The following is a 20481-nucleotide window of genomic DNA, read 5'->3' as shown; positions in this document are numbered from 1 at the left end:
AGGCAACGGTCAAGCCTTAATGACGGTCCACAACATTGAATGGAGGCAGCATGCGCATCGGCGAACTATGCAAGCGGGCGGGCGTTTCGCACGATACCGTGCGCTACTACGAGCGAATGGGGCTGCTGGACAAAGCAACACAACCTCACGCGACAAATACGTACAAGCACTACTCCGAACGCTCGTTACAGCGGATACAGCTGATTATCCATGCGAAGGCATTGGGCTTCACGCTCACGGAAATTGGCGACGTCATTCATGTATGGGACAGTCCGACATTCGGTGTTGCGAAAAAGGTCGCTTGCCTGCAAGCAAAGCTCACAGAAATCGACGAAAAGAGCCGCGCGCTGACCCTGCTGCGCGCAGGGCTGGTGAATGCGCTGGCCAAAGTTGGCAGCGATTGTGTCGAAGGACACATCGCGTGGTGAGGCGCTGTTGGTGAAAGCGACAAACCGACTCAAGCAAGAGTGTCAATGGCCGCTTCGGTTTCAGGCGAGCGTCCGCTCCGGATCGGCAAGCGACATCCGCGCAGAACCCTTCTGTTGTCTGAGCGAGCGGCACGGCGGCGTGACCATAGGCATCCGCCGCCCCCCAAGACCCCTCTGCTAATATTGTAGAAAATATGCAATATCCGCCGCCGCACCGGCGCTTGCCTGTCCGCCTTCCCCCAGTCCGAATCGCAACATGAACGAGAAACGCCCTGCTCTTGTCTACGCCACGCGCGCCGAAGCCGCAGCGAACGAATTGCGCCGCCGTATCCTGACAGGGGAGTATGTCGACGGTTACCAGCTTCGCCAGGATGCGCTCGCGACCGAACTCGGCATCAGCCGCATCCCCCTGCGCGAAGCGCTCGTGCAGCTCGAGAGCGAAGGGCTCGTGAAGATCCTGCCCCACAAGGGCGCGATTGTGTCGGAGCTGTCCCCGGATGACATCACCGAACTCTTCGAATTGCGCGCGCTGCTGGAACCCGTGCTGCTGAAAAAATCGATTCCGAAGCTCACCGCCGACGATTTCGCGCGGCTCGATGCGATTCTCGCGGAGTACAGCGAAGTGCTGCATGCGAGCCAGTCCGGACGCTGGGGCGAACTGAACACCGAACTGCATCAACTACTGCTGTCGCGTGCCGACCAGCCGAAGACCACGGCGATCGTCGCGTCGCTGCTGCAACAGACCGACCGTTACACGCGCGTGCAACTGTCTCTATCCGAGGCCGCGCGCGACGTGGCCGAATCGGAACACGCCGAACTCGTCTCGTTGTGCCGCAAGGGCGATGCGCGCGCGGCGGCGTCGCTGCTCAAGCGGCACATCGAGCATGCGGGCGGTGAGTTGAATGCGTTCCTGCGTGACCGGCGGCTGGGTCGTTAAAGTCGTGAGGGGCGCGATAGCCGACATCCCGCACTGACGACCGACGCTGAAGCAGGGTCGCATGCGATGCGCGGCCATCCGGGCATCGCCGAATTCCGATTAGCCGCCGCCGATTCCCTGCAACACCTTGCCGGTTCCGCCGCATACCGCGCATTTCTGCCCTTCGACCATGCCGGTGCCGCGGCATACTCCACACAGATCCTCGCCGACGCCCGGCGCATCGGGCGGCCCTTCGTCGCCCGGATTCAACGGCGGGTCTTGATTCTGGCCCGTCGGCGTTCTGGTCGTCTGCATAGCACACCTCCTTTCGCGTTTCCGACGTCGCTGCGAACACGCATCACCCGTGCCCGCTGCGACGACACGCGCGCCATCTCCGGCCCACGTGCCCAAAGCGCATGACAGGCGCACCGCCCGATGACGCGACGCTCCGCGTGATTACCGGAGAATCGACGTCATCGCATCGTCATTACAACGACGGCGCCCATGTCGAGCCGAACGGGTTCGACTGGTCGATGCCGGGGAAGTCGACGAACGCCTTGCTGCAGTCGAGCACGTTGCCGGGGCGCGCGTTGCGGGTGGCCTCGCCGTTCGCGACGATGCGGTTCGCGCTCGACGCGAACACGGGCAAATTCACGTTGTGCAGCGTGAGGTTCGCGTCGGGTGCGATTGTCGAGATCCCGTCGGGAGTGTCGGCGGTCGCGACGAGCGCCGCGAATAGGGCGAGCACGCGCGGGCGGGCGCTCGACCCGGAAAGTCGGGATGCCATGACGGATGTCTCCTGGTGAGGCAGTGTCCGCGGACGCTGCCGGGTTGGTATCGGGTCGGTCGAGGCGGGGCGGCGGCGTGGGCCGTAGCCGCCCTTGTGAACAGTCATCCTATGATGTGAGGCAGGGAAACGAAAGACGGCATTCGGCATCAGGAAAACGACGCAACCTATCTCCGATTCAAATACAGACCCATTTCCGGAAAACGTTTCGCGAGCATCCGCCTAAACAGAGAACGCTTTTCCCCCTATCCCTCCGTGAACCCGCTACAGAGGCGCTTATAGGGGTATGCACCAAGTGAGTTAAACGATTAACCGACGTACATTCGCTCCCACACGTCATACAACGTATGACTGCGATTCCTCGAAGGCCTAAGCCAGACCCCTGCGAAAGCCACCCGGATCGCCGCCAAATAGCGAGCTACAACCGACAAGGAGACTGACGATGACGCACCGATTCCCCCGCTCCCGTACCGCACTGGCCGTCGCGCTGATGGCCGGCTTCGCGATGTCCGCGCAGGCCCGCGTATTCCGCTCGGCGGACGTGCACGGCGACAGCTTCCCGACCAACATGGCGGTCAAGTACATGGGCGACGAGCTGTCGAAGCTCACGGGCGGCAAGGACTCGATCAAGGTGTTCGGCAACAGCGCGCTCGGCTCGGAGAAGGACACGGTCGACCAGGTCCGCATCGGCGCGATCGACATGGCGCGCGTGAACGGCGCGTCGTTCAACGAGATCGTGCCGGAGTCGCTGATCCCGTCGTTTCCGTTCCTGTTCCGCGACGTCGACCATTTCCGCAAGGCGATGTACGGCCCGGCCGGCCAGAAGATCCTCGACGCATTCGCGGCGAAGGGGATGATCGCGCTGACGTTCTACGAGAGCGGCGCGCGCTCGATCTACGCGAAGCGTCCGGTGCGCACGCCGGCGGACATGAAGGGGCTGAAGGTGCGCGTGCAACCATCGGACCTGATGGTCGACGAGATCCGCGCGATGGGCGGCACGCCGACGCCGATGCCGTTCGCCGAGGTGTACACGGGCCTGAAGACGGGCCTCGTCGACGCGGCGGAAAACAACCTGCCGTCGTACGAGGAAACCAAGCACTTCGAGGTGGCGCCCGACTACTCGGAGACGCAGCACGCGATGACGCCGGAAGTGCTGGTGTTCTCGAAGAAGATCTGGGACACGCTGTCGCCGCAGGAGCAGGCCGCGATCCGGAAGGCCGCGGCCGATTCGGTGCCGTACTACCAGAAGCTGTGGACCGCGCGTGAGGCATCGGCGCAGCAGGCGGTGACGAAGGGCGGCGCGAAGATCCTGCCGGCCGCGCAGGTCGACCGCGCGGCCTTCGTGAAGGCGATGCAGCCGCTGTGGGCGAAGTACGAGAAGACGCCGCAGATGAAGCAGATCGTCGACGAGATCGAGGCAACCAAGTGACCCGTCGCACTTCCCTGAACGGCGCGGCGGCCGTGGGCTCGCCGGACGCGGCCGCCGCGGACGGTGCGGCGCCGGGCCGGCCGCGCGTGGCCGCGCCGCTGTTGCGCTGCGCGAACGACCTGCTGTTCCGCGCGCTGGCGGTGATCGCGTCGCTGTGTCTCGCGGCGCTCACGCTGCTGGTGTTCTACGCGGTGGTGATGCGCTACGTGTTCGAGAACGCGCCCGATTTCGTCGAGCCGATCGCGCTGCTGCTGGTGATCGTGATCGCGATGTTCGGCGCGGCGATGAAGGTGCGCGACGGCGGCCATATCGGCCTCGACTCGTTCGTGCGACGCCTGTCGCCGGGCCCGCGCACCGTGGTGATCGCGATCCAGCATCTGAGCCTGATCGCATTCGCGATCGCGATCATGGTCGGCTGCGGCAGCATGGCCGCCGAGACGATGGCCGACCGCATCCCGATCATCGGGCTGCCCGAAGGCGTGCGCTACCTAATCACGATTCCCGCGGCGATCGCGATCGTCCTCTTCTCGCTCGAGCACCTGCTCGCGCTTCGTCGTTCTTCGTCGGGACAATAACGCCATGGAACTCGCGATCCTGTCCGTCAGTTTTCTGATTTTCCTCGTGCTTGGCGTGCCCGTCTCGTTCGCGCTCGGCATTTCCTGCGTGCTGACCTACCTGGTCGAAGGGCTGCCGATCGCGACCGCGATGCAGTCGATGATCTCGGGGATGAACGCGTTCTCGTTTCTCGCGGTGCCGTTCTTCATCTTCTCCGGCGAGCTGATGCTGCATGGCGGCATCGCGGACCGGATCCTGCGCTTCGCGCAGGCGACCGTCGGCCATTTCCGCGGCGGCCTCGGGATGGCCAACGTGGTCGCCTGCACGCTGTTCGGCGGCGTGTCGGGCTCGCCGACCGCCGATACGTCGGCGATGGGCGGCGTGGTGATTCCGCTGATGAAGCGCGAAGGCTACAGCGCGGCTTACGCGGTCAACGTGACGACGCACGCGTCGCTCGCCGGCGCGCTGATGCCGACCTCGACCAACATGATCATCTACGCGTTCGCCGCGCAGGGGATCACGGGGATGCTGCACGGCCAGCAGGTAAGCGGCGTGTCGATCGGCGACCTGTTGTTCTCCGGGCTGCTGCCGGTGTTGTGGGTGATGGGCTTCGTGCTCGTCGCCGCGTACTGGCAAGCGGTGCGTCACGGCTATCCGCGCCGTGAAGACGGTTCGTCCGCGCTGCCGTCGTTCCCGGGCTGGTATGCGGTGCTGCGCAGCTTCGTCGGCGCGGTGCCGGGCCTGATGGTGATCGCGATCATCCTCGTGTGTGTCGCGAAGGGGATCGCCACCGCGACCGAAGCGGCCGCGATCGCCGTCGTGTATTCGCTCGTGCTGACCGCGATCGTGTACCGCACGCTGACCGTCGCGAAGCTGCGCCGTGCGCTGTCGCATGCGGCGCGCACGACGGGCGTCGTGCTGCTGCTGATCGCCGTGTCGAACATGCTGCGCTTCCAGATGTCGTACCTGGAGATTCCGGATGCGATCGAAGGGCTGCTGAAGCAGTCGACCGCCGCGCCGTGGCTGATGCTGCTGTACATCAACATCATCCAGGTGTTCCTCGGCACGTTCGTCGACATGGCCGCGCACATCCTGATCACGACGCCGCTGTTCCTGCCGATCGCGATGGCGTGCGGCGTCGGACCGGTGCAGTTCGGGATCATGCTGCTGCTGAACTGCTCGCTCGGCCTCGTGCACCCGCCGATCGGCTCGGTGCAGTTCGTCGGCTGCGCGATCGGCAACGTGTCGATCGGTGAGACGACGAAGATGGCGTGGCCGTACTACCTCGCGATCTTCAGTGCGATCAACATCGTCACGTACATGCCGTTCTTCTCGACCTGGCTGCCGAGCCTGATCAGCGGCCACGCGGTGTTCTGACCGCCTGCCTTGCATATCGCGGCGCCGGGCGACCTCCGGCGCCGTCATCACGTCAACGGTTTTTTCACGTATCGCGTATCACGGATAGCGTATCCATCCCCATGAACCACAACACAGCATGGCGCGCCGTCGCGGCCGCCGCATTCGCGCTGGCCGCAACGCTCGCGCATGCCGCGACGTATGCGTACGTATCGAACGGCGACAGCCGCGACATCTCGGTGTTCGGCGTCGACACGTCGAGCGGTGCGCTGCGCGCGATCGAAACCGTGCCGGTCGACGGCACCGTGATGCCGATGGCGTTGTCGCCCGATCATCACCGGCTGTACGCGGCGCTGCGCTCGACGCCGTATCGCGTCGTCAGCTTCGCGATCAATCCGCTCGACGGGCGGTTGATCGAGCTGGGCCGCGCGCCGCTCGCGGACAGCATGGCGTATGTGTCGACCGATGCGTCGGGCCGATACCTGTTCTCCGCGTCGTACGGCGGCAACCTGCTCGCGGTCAACCGGATCGCCGAGAACGGCGTGGCCGGCGACGTGCAGCAGACGATTAAGACCGGCCCGATGGCGCATGCGATCCGCCAGTCGCCGGATGGCCGCTACGCATTCGCGTCGGTGCTCGGCGCCGACGCATGGCTGCGCCTGCCGTTCGATGCGTCGACCGGCAAGCTGACCGACACGGCCGAGCCCGCGTACCGGCTGCCGGAGAAGTCGGGCCCGCGCCATTTCGTGTTTTCGTCGAACGGGCGGTTCGCATACCTGATCGATGAGCTCGACGGCAAGCTGCACGTGCTTGCGCTGTCGCATGGCGGCGCCGATGCGCGGCCGATTCAGACGGTGTCGATCCTGCCGCCGGATTTTCATGGCGACAAGCCGTGGGGCGCGGACCTGCACCTGACGCCGGACGGCACATTCCTCTACGCGTCGGAGCGCACGTCGAGCACGCTCGCGGCGTACCGTGTCGATGCGGCATCAGGCAAGCTCGCGCGAGTCGGTACGTTCGCGACCGAGCGGCAGCCGCGCGGCTTCGCGATCGATCCGTCGGGCACGTATCTGCTCGCGGCCGGGCAACTGTCGCCGACGCTCGCGGTGTATCGCATCGACCGGCACACCGGCCACCTCGACGCGATCGGCAAGTATCCGGTCGGCAAGGGCGCGAACTGGGTCGAGATCGTCACGTACGACGGGACGAACTGATCCGCGCGACGAAGCGCAATCGACTCAAGTTGAACCAGCCGCTGTCGTTAACCGACTAGGGATAACTTCGAGAGTCGATTCACCATGCGCGATCTGAAGGTAAAAAACAGTTTGCTCGCCGTGCTGGCCACGTTTGCAGCGATGATCATCGTCGGCGGCATCGTCGGGGTCGTTGCGCTCGGCAGCGCGAACACGAACGCGAAGCGCCTGCACGCGATCGCAACGCAGACGTCGCTCGTCAACGACGCGTACAAGGACAGCACGCGTACCCGCTCGGCGCTCGTGCGCGCGTATTCGGCACTGAAGGAACACAACGACCCGGCGCAGCGCGACTCGGCCTTGCAAAGCGCGCAGCGCACGTTCGATCTGTCGGCGAAGGAAACGCAGGCGTTCAAGGACACCGCGCCGATCGGCAGCCTCGGCGCCGACCTGAAGCAGGCACTGGTCGAATCGTCGACGCATCTCGCGGGCGTCCTCGCCCGCGCGAGCGACGCGCTGCGCAATGGCGATACCGCCGCGTATGCCGAGATCAACGACAAGGAAATCACGCTCGCCGGCCAGGTGTATTCGGCGAACGTCGAGAAATTCCAGCGCACGGCCAATAAGCTGGCGGAAGACACGATCGACGACGACAACGCCGCGTACACGCGCATCGTCGCGATGGTCGGAATCGGTGTCGCGCTGGCGCTCGCGCTGATCGCCGCGACGCACTTCGCGTTGCGCGCGATCGTGTCGCGACCACTCGCGAACGCGGCCGCGCTGCTCGACCGGATCGCATCGAACGACCTGACCGTGAACGTGCCCGATGCCGGCCGCAATGAGATCGGCCAGTTGTTCGCGGCGATGAAGCGGATGCAGGCAGGCCTCGCGACGACCGTCACCGGCATGCGCGACAGCAGCGACGCGATCCATACCGCCGCGCGCGAGATCGCCGCGGGCAACCTCGACCTGTCGAGCCGCACCGAACAGCAATCCGCGTCGCTCGAGGAAACGGCCGCGAGCATGGAGCAGCTGACGTCGACGGTACGCCAGAACGCGGACAACGCGCAGCAGGCGAGCACGCTCGCCGCGAGCGCGGCGGATCTTGCCCAGCAAGGCGGCGAACTGGTCGGCCGCGCGGTCGACATGATGGGCGTGATCAACACGAGCTCGCAGAAGATCGCGGAGATCACCGCGATGATCGACGGCATCGCGTTCCAGACCAACATCCTCGCGCTCAACGCGGCGGTCGAATCGGCGCGCGCGGGCGAGCACGGGCGCGGCTTCGCGGTCGTCGCGGGCGAGGTGCGCACGCTGGCCCAGCGCAGCGCGGGCGCCGCGCGCGAGATCCGGCAGTTGATCGGTGCGTCGATCGACGACGTGCGCGACGGCAATGCGCTCGTGTCGCAGGCGGGGCGCGCGATGGACGAGATCGTGTCGTCGGTGCGGCGCGTGGCGACGATCATGACCGAGATCACGACGGCCACCGTCGAGCAGAGCGCGGGGATTGACCAGGTCGGCCAGGCGGTCACGCAGATGGACCAGATGACGCAGCAGAACGCGGCGCTCGTCGAACAGGCCAGTGCCGCGGCGAGCGCGCTCGAGCAGCAGGCCGGTTCGATGCAGGCCGCGATGTCGGTGTTCCGGGTTGCGCGGGCGCGGTGAATGGCTGGCCGGAGCGGCCGTGTGCGGATTGGCGTGTGAAACGGCACTGCCGCCCACCGCCCACCGCCCACCGCCCACCGCCCACCGCCCACCGCCCACCGCCCACCGCCCACCGCCCACCGCCCACCGAACACCGAACACCGAACACCGAACACCGAACACCGAACACCGAACACCGAACACCGAACACCGAACACCGAACACCGCCCGCACGTGCCCCCGGGCATGAACGCTCAATCCTGACGAGCATCCACCGCGGCGTCGCCGTCCGACCTGTCATCGGCCGGCCGATCGTCGCGCCAATGCGCAAGCTCGCGCCACAGCGCCGCGCGCGCATGGTCGCGCGGCGGCAGCTCGATCACGTACGCGACGCCGCGCACGTTGACCACCGCGCCGGAGTCGGGCAGTGCGGCCGGCATACCGGGAAATGACGGATCGTCGTCCGGTTCTGCGGCGAGGCCCGGGCAGGGCGGGTGGGGCGATTTCATGCGAGTTCTCCGTGGCGCATCGAATCGGCGCATCAGTAACGGACTCGCCCGATCAGGCCGAGCGGGTCGATCGCGTGCTGGACGGCGCCGGCGAGTTGCCGTTGCGCGGCCGGCACGTGCTTGCGGTAGTACGCGACGTTGACCGGGCCAATTCCGTGTTCCGCGCTGAAGCAGCCGCCGGCGCGCACGACGCGCTCGTACAGCGCGCCGCGCAGCGCGACCTGCTGCAACGGCCCGTAGCGCTGCGCGTCGTCATGCGGAATCGACACGACGAGGTGACAGCCGCCGTCACCGAAATGGCCGAACGCGTGGCAGCGCAGCGACGGATGCGCGTCGGCGAGCCACTGCTCGGCGCCGGTGACGAACGCCGCCAGCGCGCCGCGCGGAAACGATACGTCGAACGACAGCGGGATCCCTTCCTGCGCGACCGCGACCGGTAGCGCGTCGCGAATCCGCCAGAAGCGTTCGGCCGCCCCGCAGGCCGCATCGAGCACCACACGCTCACCGGCCAGCGCTTCGAGCGTTTCCAGCGCGCGCGCTTCGAGCAGTGCGTCGAGCCCCGGCATGCCGGTCGCGATCTCGACGAGCGCATGGCACGCGGCGGCGTCCGTCGCGCACGGAATGCGCAGGTCTGGACACGCAGCCGCGACGCATCGCACGGCCGTGGCCGACATGAATTCGAACGCCGACAGCAGCTCGCCGAACGCGCGTTCGAACGCGAGCAAGCCGGCGAGCGCCGCGTCGTACGACGCGAATGCGACGAACACTGCGCACGACGAGCGCTCGATCGCGGCGAGCGCGAACGACACGGCCGTCACGAGCCCGTTCGCACCGTTCGCGCCGATGAAGCAGTGCGCGACGTCGAAGCCGGCGTTGCGCTTGCGCAGCGGCGCGAGCGCGTCGATCACGGTGCCGGCCGCATCGGCGAGCACGACCTCGACGCCGAGCAGGTTGCGGCGCACGTCGCCGTACTTGATCAGGCGGCTGCCGCCCGCGTTCGCGCCGACGAGGCCGCCGGCCGCCGGATCGCTGCCGAGATCGATCGGCAGGCAGAGGCCGGCTTCGGCCGCCGCGCGGTTGATTTCGGACAGGCGCACGCCGGCGTCGACCGTGATGCTGCGGTTCGCCGCGTCGAACGCGCGGATCGCGCGCATCCGATCGAACGACACCACGCATTGCGTGCCGCTGCGATCGGGTATCGCGGCGCCGACGAGCCCGCTGCGCGCACCCTGCGCGACCAGCGCGATCCGGTGTGCGGCCGCGACCTGCGCAAGCGTGCTCGTTTCGGCGGTCGACGCCGGGCGCGCGACGCCGAGCGCGGTGCCGCCGTACCGCGCGGCATCGGTCGCATACGGCTCGCACGCGTCGCTGTCGAGCCAGCCGTCGCCGAGCGCCGCGGCGAGCGCGTGCCGTTGCGCGCCGCGTTCGGGCAGTGCGCTCATCATCAGTGCGCGTGCGCGAGTTGCCGGCGCAGGCGGCCGCGCACGATAACGAGCGCGAGCAGCGGCACGACGCCGCCCCACAACGGGCTATGTCGCATCGTGATCGACACCGCGAGCGCGACCGCCGTGACCGCGAGCATCACGAACGACAGCGAGCGGACGCGCGCCTGATCGGCGGCCGTGCCGTCGACGAAACCGCCCGCCGACCACGCGGTGTGCACGATCCCGACCACCAGCACGCAGACGAGCATCGCGGCCGGCCCGAGTTCCTCGCCCCACAACCGGCTACCTGCCGGCGACACGATCGCGAGCACCGCGCCGATCACGAGGAACAGGTCGACGCCGAGCGCGATGCTGTTGCGTTGCGCGCGCCGCATCAGCCATGCGCCATGCACGAGCGCGAGTACGCCGCCGATCAGGAACGCATGCGTCCAGCGCTCACCCGGCTGGCCGGGGCCGAGCCGGCCGTAGAACAGGAACACGATCGCCGGCAGGAAGTTGCTCGCATGCAGCAGGTAGTCGGTTATGGGATTGTTCGCTTTCATCCGGTTTTCTCCATCGTCGAAACAGCGGCCGACGCGTCATGCGTCATGCCAGCGGAACAGCCGCGCGGCGGCAAACAGGAACAGCGCCGTGCTCGCGGCCATCCCGAGCAGTTGCGGCGCGAGTTGCACGTACGATGCGCCGTCGAGCAGCGTGCCGCGCAGCGCGACGGCGAACTGGTTGGTCGGCAGGAACGCGAGCGCGGTTTTCAGCCAGGCCGGTGCGTCGTGCATCGGAATCGTCAGGTCGCTGAAGAACAGCAGCGGGTAGTAGGTGACGTTGCACGCGAGTTCGGCGGCCGCGAGCGAGCGCGTGCGGCTCGCGAGCAGCACGCCGATACTGAGCAGCATCGCCGCGCCGAGCAGCACGATCGGCAACGCGCGCAGCCCGTCCGGGCCCGCGATCGGCAGCGCGATGCCGAATGCGACGCGCGCGACCGTCAGCAGCACGAGCGCGGACAGCGCCATCATCACCATCCGCGCGACGATCAGCGCGGCCAGAAACACGCCGCGCGACACGGGGAAGCACACGTAGAGCTTGAACGTATTGCGTTCGCGCAGCGCGGCGATCGCGGTCGTCGTCGAGTTCAGCCCGATCGCCATGAACGCCATCACCAGCAGGCCGGTCGCGAAGAACGCGCCGTAGTCGAACGGCCGGCGCGCGGGCGCGCTGTTCTCGAAGCGCGCCTGCGCGGCCGGCACGCCGAGCCGCTGCGCGGCGCAGCGCGCGAGCGCGATCTCGACGACCCGCGACGCGGCCTTCACCGCGAGCGAGCCGTTGAAGTCGTAGCGGATCGTCGCCGGCGTGTGTTCGTCGGCACCCAGCACGACGGTCACGCGATCGGCAGCGGTGCCGCGGCCGAACGTCGCTTTCACCGTGTCGCTGTGCGACAGGCTGTCGACGATCTGCGCTTCGCATGCGCGGCTGTAGGCGCTCGGGCCGCCCGGCACGTCGAACGCGATGTCGGCCGTGCCGAGCGAGCCCGAGCCGCCGAACGCGAACAGCATCACGCTCAGCAGGAACACCGGGAACACCAGCGTCCAGAACAGCGACGAGCGGCTGCGCAGATAGCCGAGCAGCTCGTTGCGCACGAGGATCAGAAATACCTTAGTCACGGGCCGGGCCCTCGGTGCACAGACGCAGCAGGTCGCCCGGCGTGCTGGGCGCGAGCGCGAGATGCTGGATGCCCCGTTCGCCGACGATCCGGTGCACGTTCGGATGCAGCGTCGCGTCGCCGAACACTTCGACGACATGCGAAGGCGATACGCGCACGCCGGTCACGCCGGGCAGCGCGGCAAGCCGCTTGCGCAAGGCGCGCGCATCGGCTTCGTCGCGGCAATGCAGCTCCGCGCGCGCGTCGCCGACAAGCTCGGCGCGCAGCGTGTCCTTGTCCCCCTGGTAGCGTATGCCGCCGTCGCGCACCCACACGAGATCGTCGGCGGCGGCCAGCTCTTCTTCGGAATGGCAGATCATCGCGACGCTCGTGCCGCGCGTGCGGTCGCCGAGCAGGTCGATCACGACGCCCGCATAGCGGCGGTCGAGCCCGGTGAATGGTTCGTCGAGCACGGCCAGCTCGGGCCGGTGCGCGAGCGCGACGTACAGGTCCACGCGTTGGCGCTGGCCCTTCGACAGCGCGCGGCACGGCTTGTCGAGCAGCTCGGCGATGCCGAGCGCGGTGGTGATCGCAGGGTCCGCCTGTACGTACATCGCGCGATGCAGCGCGACGATCTCGGACACGCGCAGATGGTCCGGATACTCGACCTTCTGCAATTGCGCGCCGAGCCGTCGCAGCGAACGCGTGTCGCGCATGAAGCGCGTGGCCGGCTCGTCCAGCACGCGCACGTCGGCCGCGCCGCGCCGGAAGCCGAGCAGTGCTTCGAGCAGCGTGGTCTTGCCGGACCCGTTCGGCCCGACGATCGCGGTGATCGCGCCGAGCCGGAACCGCACGTGCTGCGCGCGGAAGCGGAAATCGCCGGCCGTGACGTCGAGCGCACGCGCGCCGAGCGCCGCGGCGGGCACCTGCGCGTCGGGCAGCGGCTGCGCGCCCGAACGCTGCGGCCGGTCGAACGCGGGCGGCGGGCCGAACAGCGCGCGCACGGAGGCGAGTAGCGAGTCGCTCATCGTCGGCATCCTGTCAGTCGAACAGCATGACCTGCGTGTCGCGCGCGCCCCGGTACGGGTTGCGGCCATGCGCGACCAGCATGTTGTCGACGACGAGCACGTCGCCGGACTGCCACGGGAACGACAGTTCCTCGTCGTCGAACGCATCGTAGACGGCCACCAGATCGTCGAACGGCATCGGCGAGCCGTCGCCATAGCGGATCTCATACGGGAACGCCGCGCGCGCGCCGTACACGCGCTGCAGGTAGCGATAGCTGAGTTCGCCCATCGAGCGCGGGTTCGGGTGTTGGGCGCTCGCCTGGTTGAACCACACCGTTTCGCCGGTGCGCGGATGCGCGCGCAGCGCGCTGCCGACGTGCGAGACAGTCACGCTGCCGTCGTCGAGCCAGCGGCAGCCGACGCCGCGCGCCGCGCACAGCCGCTCGACCTCGTCGCGCTCGGTCGTGCCGAACGCGTCGTCCCACGGCCGGTGGTATTCGGCGAACGGCAGGTTCGGATTGGCGGCGAGCCCGTGCGCGCGATCGCCGGGCGCCGCGAAATTGCGCAAATACATCACGCCGCGCGCGGCGAACCGATCGCGCAGCGCGGCCGGCACACGCGCCGTCACGCGCCGCATGTCGCAGATCGGCGTTTCGCCGCCCGCGTCGGCCGGTTGCCGGCAATAGAACGCGACGAGGCGCGGGAACGCGGGCATATAGGCCATTTCCTGATGCAGCCCGATCTTGAACGGCGGCGGCATGCGGGTCGACTCGTACACCTGGCCGTCGAGTTGCCTGCGCGGCGCGGCGCCCGCCGTATAGCCGTTCGCGTGTGTCGGATACAGCGCGCCGAGGCGGCCGAACGCGGCGGTGTCGGGCACCGCGAAGCCGCGCCACAACAGTGCGCCGCACGCGTCGAGCAGTGTGTCGATCGTATCGAGCCGCGAGCGGTACCACGCGACGAACATCTCCGGCGAGGTCGCGAGTTCCGCGCTGCGCGGCGTCACGCACAGCGGCAGCGTCGCGCCGGGCGCGACCGGCGCGCAGTGGACGTCGTCGGCGCCGAGCCGCATCGCGGCGTGCGCGGCGAGGAAGGCGAGATCGGTCATCGCTCAGGCCAGCGCCGGTTTCTTCAGCAGGATTTCGAAGCCGAGCGCGCCGAGCCCCGCGCTCGGGCTATAGATCGACGCGACGTCCGCGAGACCGGCCGCGGCGACGAGCGCATGCGCTTCGTCGAGCGTGATCTTTTCCTCGACGTGCGTCGGCGGATAGTCGGCCGCCGCGCGCATCTCGGTGAAGCGATCGAGCAGGTGCTGCGGCGCGTCGCGACGCATGTCGTGCACGAGCGCGATGCCGCCCGGCGCCAGCACGCGATACATCTCGGTCAGGCTCAGCGCCTTGTCCGGCAGGTGGTGCAGCGTCGCGCGGCCGACCGCCATCGTCAGCGTGCCGTCGTCGAACGGCAGCGCGAGCGCGTCGCCCACGCGCATCTCGATCGTGTCGTCGAGGCCGAGTTCGTGGATGCGCGGGCGGCCTTCGTCGAGCATCGCCGGGTCGAGGTCGATGCCGACGTAGCGCCAGCCGCGCATCGCCGGATCGGTCGCGAGGCGCACCGGCACGACGCCGGTGGCCGTGCCGATGTCGGCGATCACGCCGGGCGTCATCGCGCGCGCGAGCTGGCGGATGCGGCTGATGAACAGCAGGTCCCACGGTTCGAGCGTTTCGGTGGCGAAGCGATCGTAGTCGTTCGCCGGGCGCAGGTTCTTGAGCAGCATGACGTTCCTTTGGCTGAAGGGGGCTGAAGGGTGGAGGATCACAGCCAGCCGACCGGCACGGCGGCCAGCAGCCGTCGAGCGGTCGCGCTGTTGACGCCGAACGCGGGACGGCGCCGGCGCTCGACCGCATGCGCGGCCATCGCCGCGATGCGCGCGCCGAGCCCGACGCCGACGCCCCACGACGGCGCCGTAACGCCGAGGTCGAGCAGCGTGGCCGCCGTCAGGAAATCGATGTTCGGTCGCAGGGCGCGGCGCGCATCGGCCTGCGCGCAGCACGCGTCGAACAGCGTCAGGTACGCGCCGTCGAAACCGCGTTCGGCGAACTGCCGGCGCATGTGCGGCGGACGCGGATCGGCGACGAACAGCGGATGGCCGAAGCCGTACAGCGTGCGTTTCGCGTCGAGCGCCGCATCGATCGCCGTGCGGCCGGCGGCGTCGAGCGCCGCGTGCGGCGCGGCGGTGCCGTCCGGCACCGAGCGCGCGAGCGCGCCGAGCCAGTGCATCGCCTCGAGCGCGGCGCCGACGTGCGACGGGCCGCTCGCGAGGAAGCCGGCCGCGATCGCCTGCGTCAGCGTGACGCCGGTGCCGATCGCGACGCGCGGCGCGAGGACGGTCGGCGTGATGTAGCCGAAACCGGCGTGCCACGCGACCAGCAGCATGTCCATCGCGGCTTGCGCCGGCGCGTCGTCGCGGGTCGCGCCGGTCAGCGCGAGCATCCGCTGCGCGTGGGTCGATGCGTGCTCGAGCGACGCGGCCGCGGCGTCGTCGCGGGCGGCGAACGGGCGGCCTTCGATCGCGGCATGCAACAGGAACGGCGCGGCGGCCACGCACAGCAGCATCGCATCGAGGTCGGCATTGTCCGGGGCGTTGTCGTCCACACGTGCGAGCACGTCATCGAAGCCGCGCAGCAGGCCGGACGCGGCCGCGAACACCGGCGCGACGCCGGCCGCGCCGAGATTCGCGGCGACGCACTGCGCGGTCGAGCCGGGCGCGAGCGCGGCGGCGAACGCGGCCAGCCGCGCGCCGAGCGCCGCCTGATGCGTGCGATGCGCGTCGCTGCCCGGCGCGACGTCGAACCACAGATGCGCGAGCGCGCCTTCGAACGTCGTCGCGCCGATCAGCGTGTTCAGGTCGAGATCGCGCACGCGCAGCGCTTCGGGCTCCAGCGTCGCGCCATCGATGTCGGTGCCGCGATGGCGGCTGGCCGGGCGGCCGAGCAGGTTGCGCGGCGCATCGCCGGTTGCGGCGGTTGCGATCGTGTTTGCAGTGGAAGCGAGCGTCGTATCCATGTCATTCCGCCTGGACGAGTTCGTCGCTGCTCACGCTGATCGCCGCATGCGCCATCGCGGCCAGCACCGCCGCATGCTGATCGACCACCGGCAGCACGTTCGCGAAGTAGTAGCGCGCGCTTTTCAGCTTGCCGCGATAGAACGCGAGTTCGGCCGGCGCGTCGGCCGTGTCGGGTGCATCGAGGCGGCGCGCGGCGATCGTGGCCGATTCGAGCAGCACCCAGGCGGACGTGACGACGCCGAACATCTCCAGAAAGCGCGTGTAGAACTGGCTGCTGCGGTGCGTATGACCGTCCTGGACATCGCGCGCGATGTCGTCGAGCGCGGCGGCGATCCGGTCGGCGCCCGCGCGCAGCGCGTCGAACAGCGGGCGCAGTTCCGCGTGGGTGCTGCCGTGATGCTGGTGCGCGAGAAACGCGTCGAGCTCGTCGCGGTAGTACTGGATCAGCCGCGAATGGCGGCCGAAGCCGAGCTTGTCGCGCACGAGGTCCTGCGCCTGGATGTAGTTGGTGCCTTCCCAGATCGACAGGATCTTCACGTCGCGCGCATTCTGCTCGACGGGGCTCGCATCGGTGTAGCCGAGCCCGCCGTGCACCTGGATCGCGGTTTCGCAGATCCGCCATGCCTGGTCGGAGATGAACGCCTTGCAGATCGGCGTCAGCAGCAGTTGCAGCTTGCGATGGCGCTCGATTTCGGCCGGATCGGCGTCGGGTGTCGCCTCGAGCATCGCCGCGCGCGTCGCGGTCGCGGCGAGCTTGCCGAGCAGGCCGCGGCAGCCGTCGACGCGGCTCTTCATGTCGACCAGCATCCGCTGCACGTCCGCATGCTCGACGATCGCGACGCGCGCCGCATTCGTGTTCGACGCACGCTCGATCGGCCGGCCCTGCAGCCGGCGGCCCGCGTATTCGACCGCATGCAGGTACGCGCTCGACGCAACGCCGACGCCGAACATCCCGGTGCTCATCCGCGCCTGGTTCATCAGCGGCATCAGTTGCAGCAAGCCGACGTTGCGGCGGCCGCCGAGCAGCCAGCCGCGGGTCGTGCCGTTCGCGCCGAACACGAGGTGCGTGTTCGCGCAGCCCTTGAGCCCCATCTTGCGCGGCAGGCCGATGCAGTCGACGTGGTTCGGCTGCAGTTCGCCGGTTTCCTCGTCCGGCCAGAAGCGTGGCACGACGAGGCACGACAGCGAGAACGAGTCGGGCGACGCGCTGTCGATACGGCCCAGCACGAAGTACAGCGTGTTTTCCGTCAGCTCGTGCATGCCGGCCGAGATGTAGACCTTCTCGCCGTCGACCGCGTAGATGTCGCGTTCGAGCGGTGTCGCGCGCAGCGCGACCGCGGTGAGATCGGTGCCGGCCTGCGGTTCGGTCGCGCAGAAGCACGCGTCCCAGCGGTACGCCTCGAGCGGCGCGATCAGCGTTTTCTGGTGCGGCGTGCCGTGCATCTGCAGCAGCTTGACCGCGGGACGCGTGAAGCCGCCATACGTCATGAACGACGGATTGGCGCCCATGAACATCTCGTAGATCATCTGCGTGACGATCGGCGGCAGCCCGTGCGCGGTGCCGAACAGCGTGTTCGACCATTCGTCGCGAAAGCGCGCCCACAGCGCGTGGAAATGCGACGGGATGCGCACCTGGCCGTCGTCGAGGAGCGTGCAGCCTTCGACGTCGGCCTGCTGGTAGCTGCGCCCGAGGTCGAGCGCGAAGTCGCGCGCGCGTTCGAGCAGGGCGTCGATCGACGCGCGATCGTGCGTGCTGTAGGGCCCGCGTTCGAGAAAGTGCCGGTCGGCCTCGAACAGTTCCCACAGAAAGAAGCGCAGTTCGCGCAGGCTCACCTTGTATGCGCTCATCACGCTTCTCCCTCGATATCGAGCGCGGCGTCGAAGCCGCCGGTCAGGTCGACCACGGCTGCGCCCGCCGCGCCATGCAGCGCCGCGTCCCACACGAGCACCGTGCGGCGCTCGCCTTCGTCGAGCGCGCCGGCGAGCCGGATCAGCGCCGCCGCCGATTCGGCCGACGACAGGTGGCCCGATGCCTCGTGCTGGACTCGTGCGGCGAGCGGGATCGATGCGGCGTCGGCCACGCGCGCCGCGAAGCCCGGATCGAAACCGGGCGGCACGCACCAGTCGATGTCCGTGGTGCGCAGGCCGGCCATGTCGAGCGCGCGGCGAATCGCGCGGGCGGCGACCGGTGCGAGCGTGTCGCGCAGTGCGGCCGGCGCATCGGCCCACGGATCGGCGATCGACGGCCCGAACTCGACCGCGACCGCGCGCACGCCGCCCCATGCCGCCGGCTCGGGCGCCGGGCCCGCGCACGACACGAGCAGCGCGGCGGCCGCGTCGCCGTAGCCGACCAGATCGCCGAACTGGCGGAAGAATGGATACAGCCACTTGTCGCTGAGGATCACGAGCGCCTGGTCGCCTTCGTTCAGCAGTCCTTCGAGCAGCGTCAGCGCCGAGTACCAGCCGAGCGTGCCGTTCTGGCCGAGCGCGAACGGCGTCACGCGCTGCAGCCCGAGCTCGTACTGCATGCGGCCGACGACCGAATCGCCGATGCCTTCGTTGAGCGCGCAGCTCGCGACGATCACGTGCGTGGTGCGCGCGAGCTGCGCGGAGCCGAGCTGGTCGCGCAGGTCGAGCGCCGCGTCGGCGGCGAGATCGGCGAGGCTGCGCCCGGGTGGCGCGACGCGCAGCACCGGGCGGCCGCCGGGTGCGAGGCGCACGCCTTCCTCGGGCGTCAGCGCACCGAGCCCGCGCGGCCGCGCGAAGCGCGCCTGCGGCAGCAGCAGGTGACGGTAGCCGGGATGGCGCTCCTGCGCCTGGATCGCGCTGAATACGACGGCGGGCGGCAGCACCACGACGCCGCCGGACAGCGCGAGCGTGCCGGGCGCGGCGATACGGCGCGCGCCCACGCGGGTTTCGTCGAGCGTCGACGGGGTCATGCGGCGGTCTCCTCGAGGTTGGGGCTCGCGAACGTGTCGCGATAGCGCGCTTTGAGCGCCGGGCGATCGATCTTGCCGTTCGGATTGCGCGGCAGCGCGGGCAGCGGCTCGACGACGAGCGGGCTCATGTAGGTCGGCAGCGCTTCGCGGCACGCGCGTGCGATGTCGGCGCGGCATGCATCCGCGTCGAGCGTCGACACGACGCAGGCGGCGATCGCCTCGCCGAGCGCCGGGTGCGGCACGCCGAATACCGCCGCTTCGGCGATGTGCGGCAGCGCGAACAGCACGTCCTCGACTTCGGTCGGGCTCACGCGATAGCCGGACGTCTTGATCATGTCGTCGCCGCGCGCGACGAAGTACAGGTAGCCGTCCGCGTCGCGCCGCACGATGTCGCCGGACCACACGGCGACGTCGTGACGCGGAATCTCGCCATGCCGGCGCGGCAGCGCGCGAAAGCGCTGCGCGGTCAGCTCGGGCCGGTTCCAGTAGCCGAGCGTGACGAACGCGCCGCGATGCACGAGTTCGCCGGGCTCGTCGGCCGCGCATTCGCTGCCGTCGGCGCGCAGCACGAGAATCTCCGCGTTCGGCACGGCCTTGCCGATCGACGTCGGCCGCAGCGCCGCATCCGCGGGCGGCAGGTAGGTCGAGCGGAACGCTTCGGTCAGTCCGTACATCAGGTACGGGTCGGCGTGCGTGAACAGCGCCTGCAGGCGCTGCAGCAGCGGCGTCGCGAGGTGGCCGCCGGTGTTCGCGAAGCGGCGGATCCGCGCGCGTGCGGTGTCGCTCCAGCCGGCGGACGCGAGCTGCATCCACAGCGGCGGCACGCCGGTGATCGACGTGACGCCGAACGCGTCGCAGTGGCGCGGCACCTCGGCCGGCTGCAGGAAGTCGAGCGGCGCATAGCAGGCGCCGGACGCCAGCGCGGTCGTGAGCTGGCTCAGGCCCGCGTCGAAGCTGAGCGGCAGCACGCCGAGCACGACGTCGTCGTCGGCCAGTTGCTGGTACGCGGCGACGCTGAACGCGCCCGACACGAGATTGCGGTGCGACACGACCACGCCCTTCGGCTTGCCGGTCGAGCCGGACGTATAGAGCAGCGCGGCCGGATCGTCGTCGACGGGCCGGCCGGCCGCATGCGATGCGTCGTCGGCGCCCGACGCGAAGATCGCGGCGGTCAGTTCCTCGATCAGGAGCGCACGCGCAGCGACGAGCGTCGCGAGCGTTGGCAGCCGCTTGAGGCGTTGCGCACCGGTGACGAACAGCGCCGCGCCGCTGTCGGTGACGATGTGTTCGATCTGCGCTTCCTTCAATTGCGGATTGACCGGCACGAAGATCGCGCCGAGCGCGTTGGCCGCGAGCATCGCGACCACGGTTTCGATGCGCTTGGGCGCGTAGATCGCGACGCGCTCGCCGGGCCGGACGCCGCGTGCGGCGAGCACGGTGGCGGCGCGCCGCACCGCGTGCGCGAGCTGTTCGTACGTCATCCGGCCGCCGCCGTCGGCATATGCGACATGGTGCGGCCAGTGCTGCGCGCCGCGCTCGAGCAGGTCGGCGATGCTGATCAGTGCGTTCATGATCG

The 20481-nt window shown here is 69.0% G+C and carries 19 protein-coding genes and 1 pseudogene; 7 read left to right on the top strand and 13 right to left on the bottom strand.

Going from position 1 to position 20481, the window contains the following annotated elements; all coding sequences use genetic code 11:
• Positions 1-50: 50 nt before the first annotated feature.
• The gene (locus ABIC50_RS12470) at positions 51-428 is read left to right on the top strand and encodes a heavy metal-responsive transcriptional regulator (RefSeq protein WP_011660994.1); all 378 of its coding nucleotides are present in this window, start codon (positions 51-53) and stop codon (positions 426-428) included.
• 256 nt (positions 429-684) lie between these two features.
• A complete protein-coding gene (locus ABIC50_RS12465; protein ID WP_354164106.1) occupies positions 685-1365 on the top strand; it encodes a GntR family transcriptional regulator in 681 nt (226 codons plus the stop codon).
• Between the two features lie 99 nt (positions 1366-1464).
• On the opposite strand, the gene ABIC50_RS12460 is transcribed toward ABIC50_RS12465, so the two are convergent.
• Both ABIC50_RS12460 and ABIC50_RS12455 read right to left on the bottom strand, forming a co-directional pair.
• Positions 1465-1659 carry a hypothetical protein gene (locus ABIC50_RS12460; RefSeq protein WP_105830208.1) on the bottom strand — a complete coding sequence of 65 codons (195 nt, stop codon included), beginning with the start codon at positions 1657-1659 and terminating at the stop codon, positions 1465-1467.
• Positions 1660-1831: 172 nt separating this feature from the next.
• A pseudogene (locus ABIC50_RS12455) lies at positions 1832-2059 on the bottom strand (endopolygalacturonase); the annotation flags it as partial.
• Between the two features lie 514 nt (positions 2060-2573).
• Here ABIC50_RS12455 and ABIC50_RS12450 point away from each other — a divergent pair.
• From ABIC50_RS12450 to ABIC50_RS12430, 5 genes are all read left to right on the top strand, one after another.
• The gene (locus ABIC50_RS12450) at positions 2574-3560 is read left to right on the top strand and encodes a TRAP transporter substrate-binding protein (protein WP_175731941.1); all 987 of its coding nucleotides are present in this window, start codon (positions 2574-2576) and stop codon (positions 3558-3560) included.
• On the top strand, positions 3557-4135 hold the full coding sequence (locus ABIC50_RS12445) for a TRAP transporter small permease (protein ID WP_354164104.1): 579 nt from the start codon (positions 3557-3559) through the stop codon (positions 4133-4135). Before ABIC50_RS12450 ends, ABIC50_RS12445 begins: the two co-directional genes overlap by 4 nt.
• Before the next feature lie 4 nt (positions 4136-4139).
• Entirely contained in the window at positions 4140-5492 is a 1353-nt protein-coding gene (locus ABIC50_RS12440) for a TRAP transporter large permease (RefSeq protein ID WP_011661000.1), read from the top strand.
• Positions 5493-5593: 101 nt separating this feature from the next.
• Entirely contained in the window at positions 5594-6685 is a 1092-nt protein-coding gene (locus ABIC50_RS12435; protein ID WP_354164102.1) for a lactonase family protein, read from the top strand.
• Positions 6686-6769: 84 nt separating this feature from the next.
• Entirely contained in the window at positions 6770-8329 is a 1560-nt protein-coding gene (locus ABIC50_RS12430; protein ID WP_354164100.1) for a methyl-accepting chemotaxis protein, read from the top strand.
• A gap of 233 nt (positions 8330-8562) precedes the next feature.
• Here ABIC50_RS12430 and ABIC50_RS12425 read toward each other — a convergent pair whose 3' ends face one another.
• From ABIC50_RS12425 to ABIC50_RS12375, 11 genes are read right to left on the bottom strand one after another with little or no spacing between them, the layout of a single operon-like run.
• Positions 8563-8817, bottom strand: a complete 255-nt coding sequence (locus ABIC50_RS12425; RefSeq protein WP_011661003.1) for a hypothetical protein — start codon at positions 8815-8817, stop codon at positions 8563-8565.
• 32 nt (positions 8818-8849) lie between these two features.
• Positions 8850-10259, bottom strand: a complete 1410-nt coding sequence (locus tag ABIC50_RS12420) for an FAD-binding oxidoreductase (protein ID WP_354164099.1) — start codon at positions 10257-10259, stop codon at positions 8850-8852.
• A 2-nt stretch (positions 10260-10261) separates the two neighbouring features.
• Positions 10262-10804 carry a permease gene (locus tag ABIC50_RS12415; RefSeq protein WP_354164097.1) on the bottom strand — a complete coding sequence of 181 codons (543 nt, stop codon included), beginning with the start codon at positions 10802-10804 and terminating at the stop codon, positions 10262-10264.
• Positions 10805-10840: 36 nt separating this feature from the next.
• On the bottom strand, positions 10841-11917 hold the full coding sequence (locus ABIC50_RS12410; protein WP_354164095.1) for an ABC transporter permease: 1077 nt from the start codon (positions 11915-11917) through the stop codon (positions 10841-10843).
• Complete coding sequence (locus ABIC50_RS12405; protein ID WP_354164093.1) at positions 11910-12923, bottom strand: ATP-binding cassette domain-containing protein; 1014 nt, start codon at positions 12921-12923, stop codon at positions 11910-11912. The genes ABIC50_RS12410 and ABIC50_RS12405 overlap by 8 nt, the downstream gene beginning before the upstream one ends.
• A 13-nt stretch (positions 12924-12936) precedes the next feature.
• Entirely contained in the window at positions 12937-14010 is a 1074-nt protein-coding gene (locus ABIC50_RS12400; protein ID WP_354164092.1) for a TauD/TfdA family dioxygenase, read from the bottom strand.
• Positions 14011-14013: 3 nt separating this feature from the next.
• On the bottom strand, positions 14014-14676 hold the full coding sequence (locus tag ABIC50_RS12395) for a class I SAM-dependent methyltransferase (RefSeq protein ID WP_165754307.1): 663 nt from the start codon (positions 14674-14676) through the stop codon (positions 14014-14016).
• Positions 14677-14714: 38 nt separating this feature from the next.
• On the bottom strand, positions 14715-15965 hold the full coding sequence (locus ABIC50_RS12390; RefSeq protein WP_354164091.1) for a citrate/2-methylcitrate synthase: 1251 nt from the start codon (positions 15963-15965) through the stop codon (positions 14715-14717).
• A 1-nt stretch (position 15966) separates the two neighbouring features.
• Complete coding sequence (locus tag ABIC50_RS12385) at positions 15967-17814, bottom strand: acyl-CoA dehydrogenase family protein (protein WP_175727866.1); 1848 nt, start codon at positions 17812-17814, stop codon at positions 15967-15969.
• On the bottom strand, positions 17814-18905 hold the full coding sequence (locus tag ABIC50_RS12380) for a hypothetical protein (RefSeq protein WP_354164089.1): 1092 nt from the start codon (positions 18903-18905) through the stop codon (positions 17814-17816). Before ABIC50_RS12380 ends, ABIC50_RS12385 begins: the two co-directional genes overlap by 1 nt.
• On the bottom strand, positions 18902-20476 hold the full coding sequence (locus tag ABIC50_RS12375; RefSeq protein ID WP_354164087.1) for an acyl-CoA ligase (AMP-forming), exosortase A system-associated: 1575 nt from the start codon (positions 20474-20476) through the stop codon (positions 18902-18904). The genes ABIC50_RS12380 and ABIC50_RS12375 overlap by 4 nt, the downstream gene beginning before the upstream one ends.
• Positions 20477-20481 lie beyond the last annotated feature (5 nt).

Source organism: Burkholderia sp. 567 (assembly GCF_040545115.1).
GTDB lineage: Bacteria > Pseudomonadota > Gammaproteobacteria > Burkholderiales > Burkholderiaceae > Burkholderia > Burkholderia ambifaria.
The sequence above is the reverse complement of the archived record's forward strand: the minus strand, read 5'-3'. Positions and strand labels throughout refer to the sequence as shown.

Excerpts from the sequence above, each read along its gene's own strand:
- ABIC50_RS12470 (WP_011660994.1), top strand. The coding sequence starts at position 51 with ATGCGCATCGGCGAACTATGCAAGCGGGCGGGCGTTTCGCACGATACC.
- ABIC50_RS12425 (WP_011661003.1), bottom strand. The coding sequence starts at position 8,817 with ATGAAATCGCCCCACCCGCCCTGCCCGGGCCTCGCCGCAGAACCGGAC.
- ABIC50_RS12435 (WP_354164102.1), top strand. The coding sequence starts at position 5,594 with ATGAACCACAACACAGCATGGCGCGCCGTCGCGGCCGCCGCATTCGCG.
- ABIC50_RS12415 (WP_354164097.1), bottom strand. The coding sequence starts at position 10,804 with ATGAAAGCGAACAATCCCATAACCGACTACCTGCTGCATGCGAGCAAC.
- ABIC50_RS12400 (WP_354164092.1), bottom strand. The coding sequence starts at position 14,010 with ATGACCGATCTCGCCTTCCTCGCCGCGCACGCCGCGATGCGGCTCGGC.
- ABIC50_RS12465 (WP_354164106.1), top strand. The coding sequence starts at position 685 with ATGAACGAGAAACGCCCTGCTCTTGTCTACGCCACGCGCGCCGAAGCC.
- ABIC50_RS12450 (WP_175731941.1), top strand. The coding sequence starts at position 2,574 with ATGACGCACCGATTCCCCCGCTCCCGTACCGCACTGGCCGTCGCGCTG.
- ABIC50_RS12460 (WP_105830208.1), bottom strand. The coding sequence starts at position 1,659 with ATGCAGACGACCAGAACGCCGACGGGCCAGAATCAAGACCCGCCGTTG.
- ABIC50_RS12430 (WP_354164100.1), top strand. The coding sequence starts at position 6,770 with ATGCGCGATCTGAAGGTAAAAAACAGTTTGCTCGCCGTGCTGGCCACG.
- ABIC50_RS12395 (WP_165754307.1), bottom strand. The coding sequence starts at position 14,676 with ATGCTGCTCAAGAACCTGCGCCCGGCGAACGACTACGATCGCTTCGCC.
- ABIC50_RS12420 (WP_354164099.1), bottom strand. The coding sequence starts at position 10,259 with ATGAGCGCACTGCCCGAACGCGGCGCGCAACGGCACGCGCTCGCCGCG.
- ABIC50_RS12405 (WP_354164093.1), bottom strand. The coding sequence starts at position 12,923 with ATGAGCGACTCGCTACTCGCCTCCGTGCGCGCGCTGTTCGGCCCGCCG.
- ABIC50_RS12385 (WP_175727866.1), bottom strand. The coding sequence starts at position 17,814 with ATGAGCGCATACAAGGTGAGCCTGCGCGAACTGCGCTTCTTTCTGTGG.
- ABIC50_RS12390 (WP_354164091.1), bottom strand. The coding sequence starts at position 15,965 with ATGGATACGACGCTCGCTTCCACTGCAAACACGATCGCAACCGCCGCA.
- ABIC50_RS12440 (WP_011661000.1), top strand. The coding sequence starts at position 4,140 with ATGGAACTCGCGATCCTGTCCGTCAGTTTTCTGATTTTCCTCGTGCTT.
- ABIC50_RS12375 (WP_354164087.1), bottom strand. The coding sequence starts at position 20,476 with ATGAACGCACTGATCAGCATCGCCGACCTGCTCGAGCGCGGCGCGCAG.
- ABIC50_RS12380 (WP_354164089.1), bottom strand. The coding sequence starts at position 18,905 with ATGACCCCGTCGACGCTCGACGAAACCCGCGTGGGCGCGCGCCGTATC.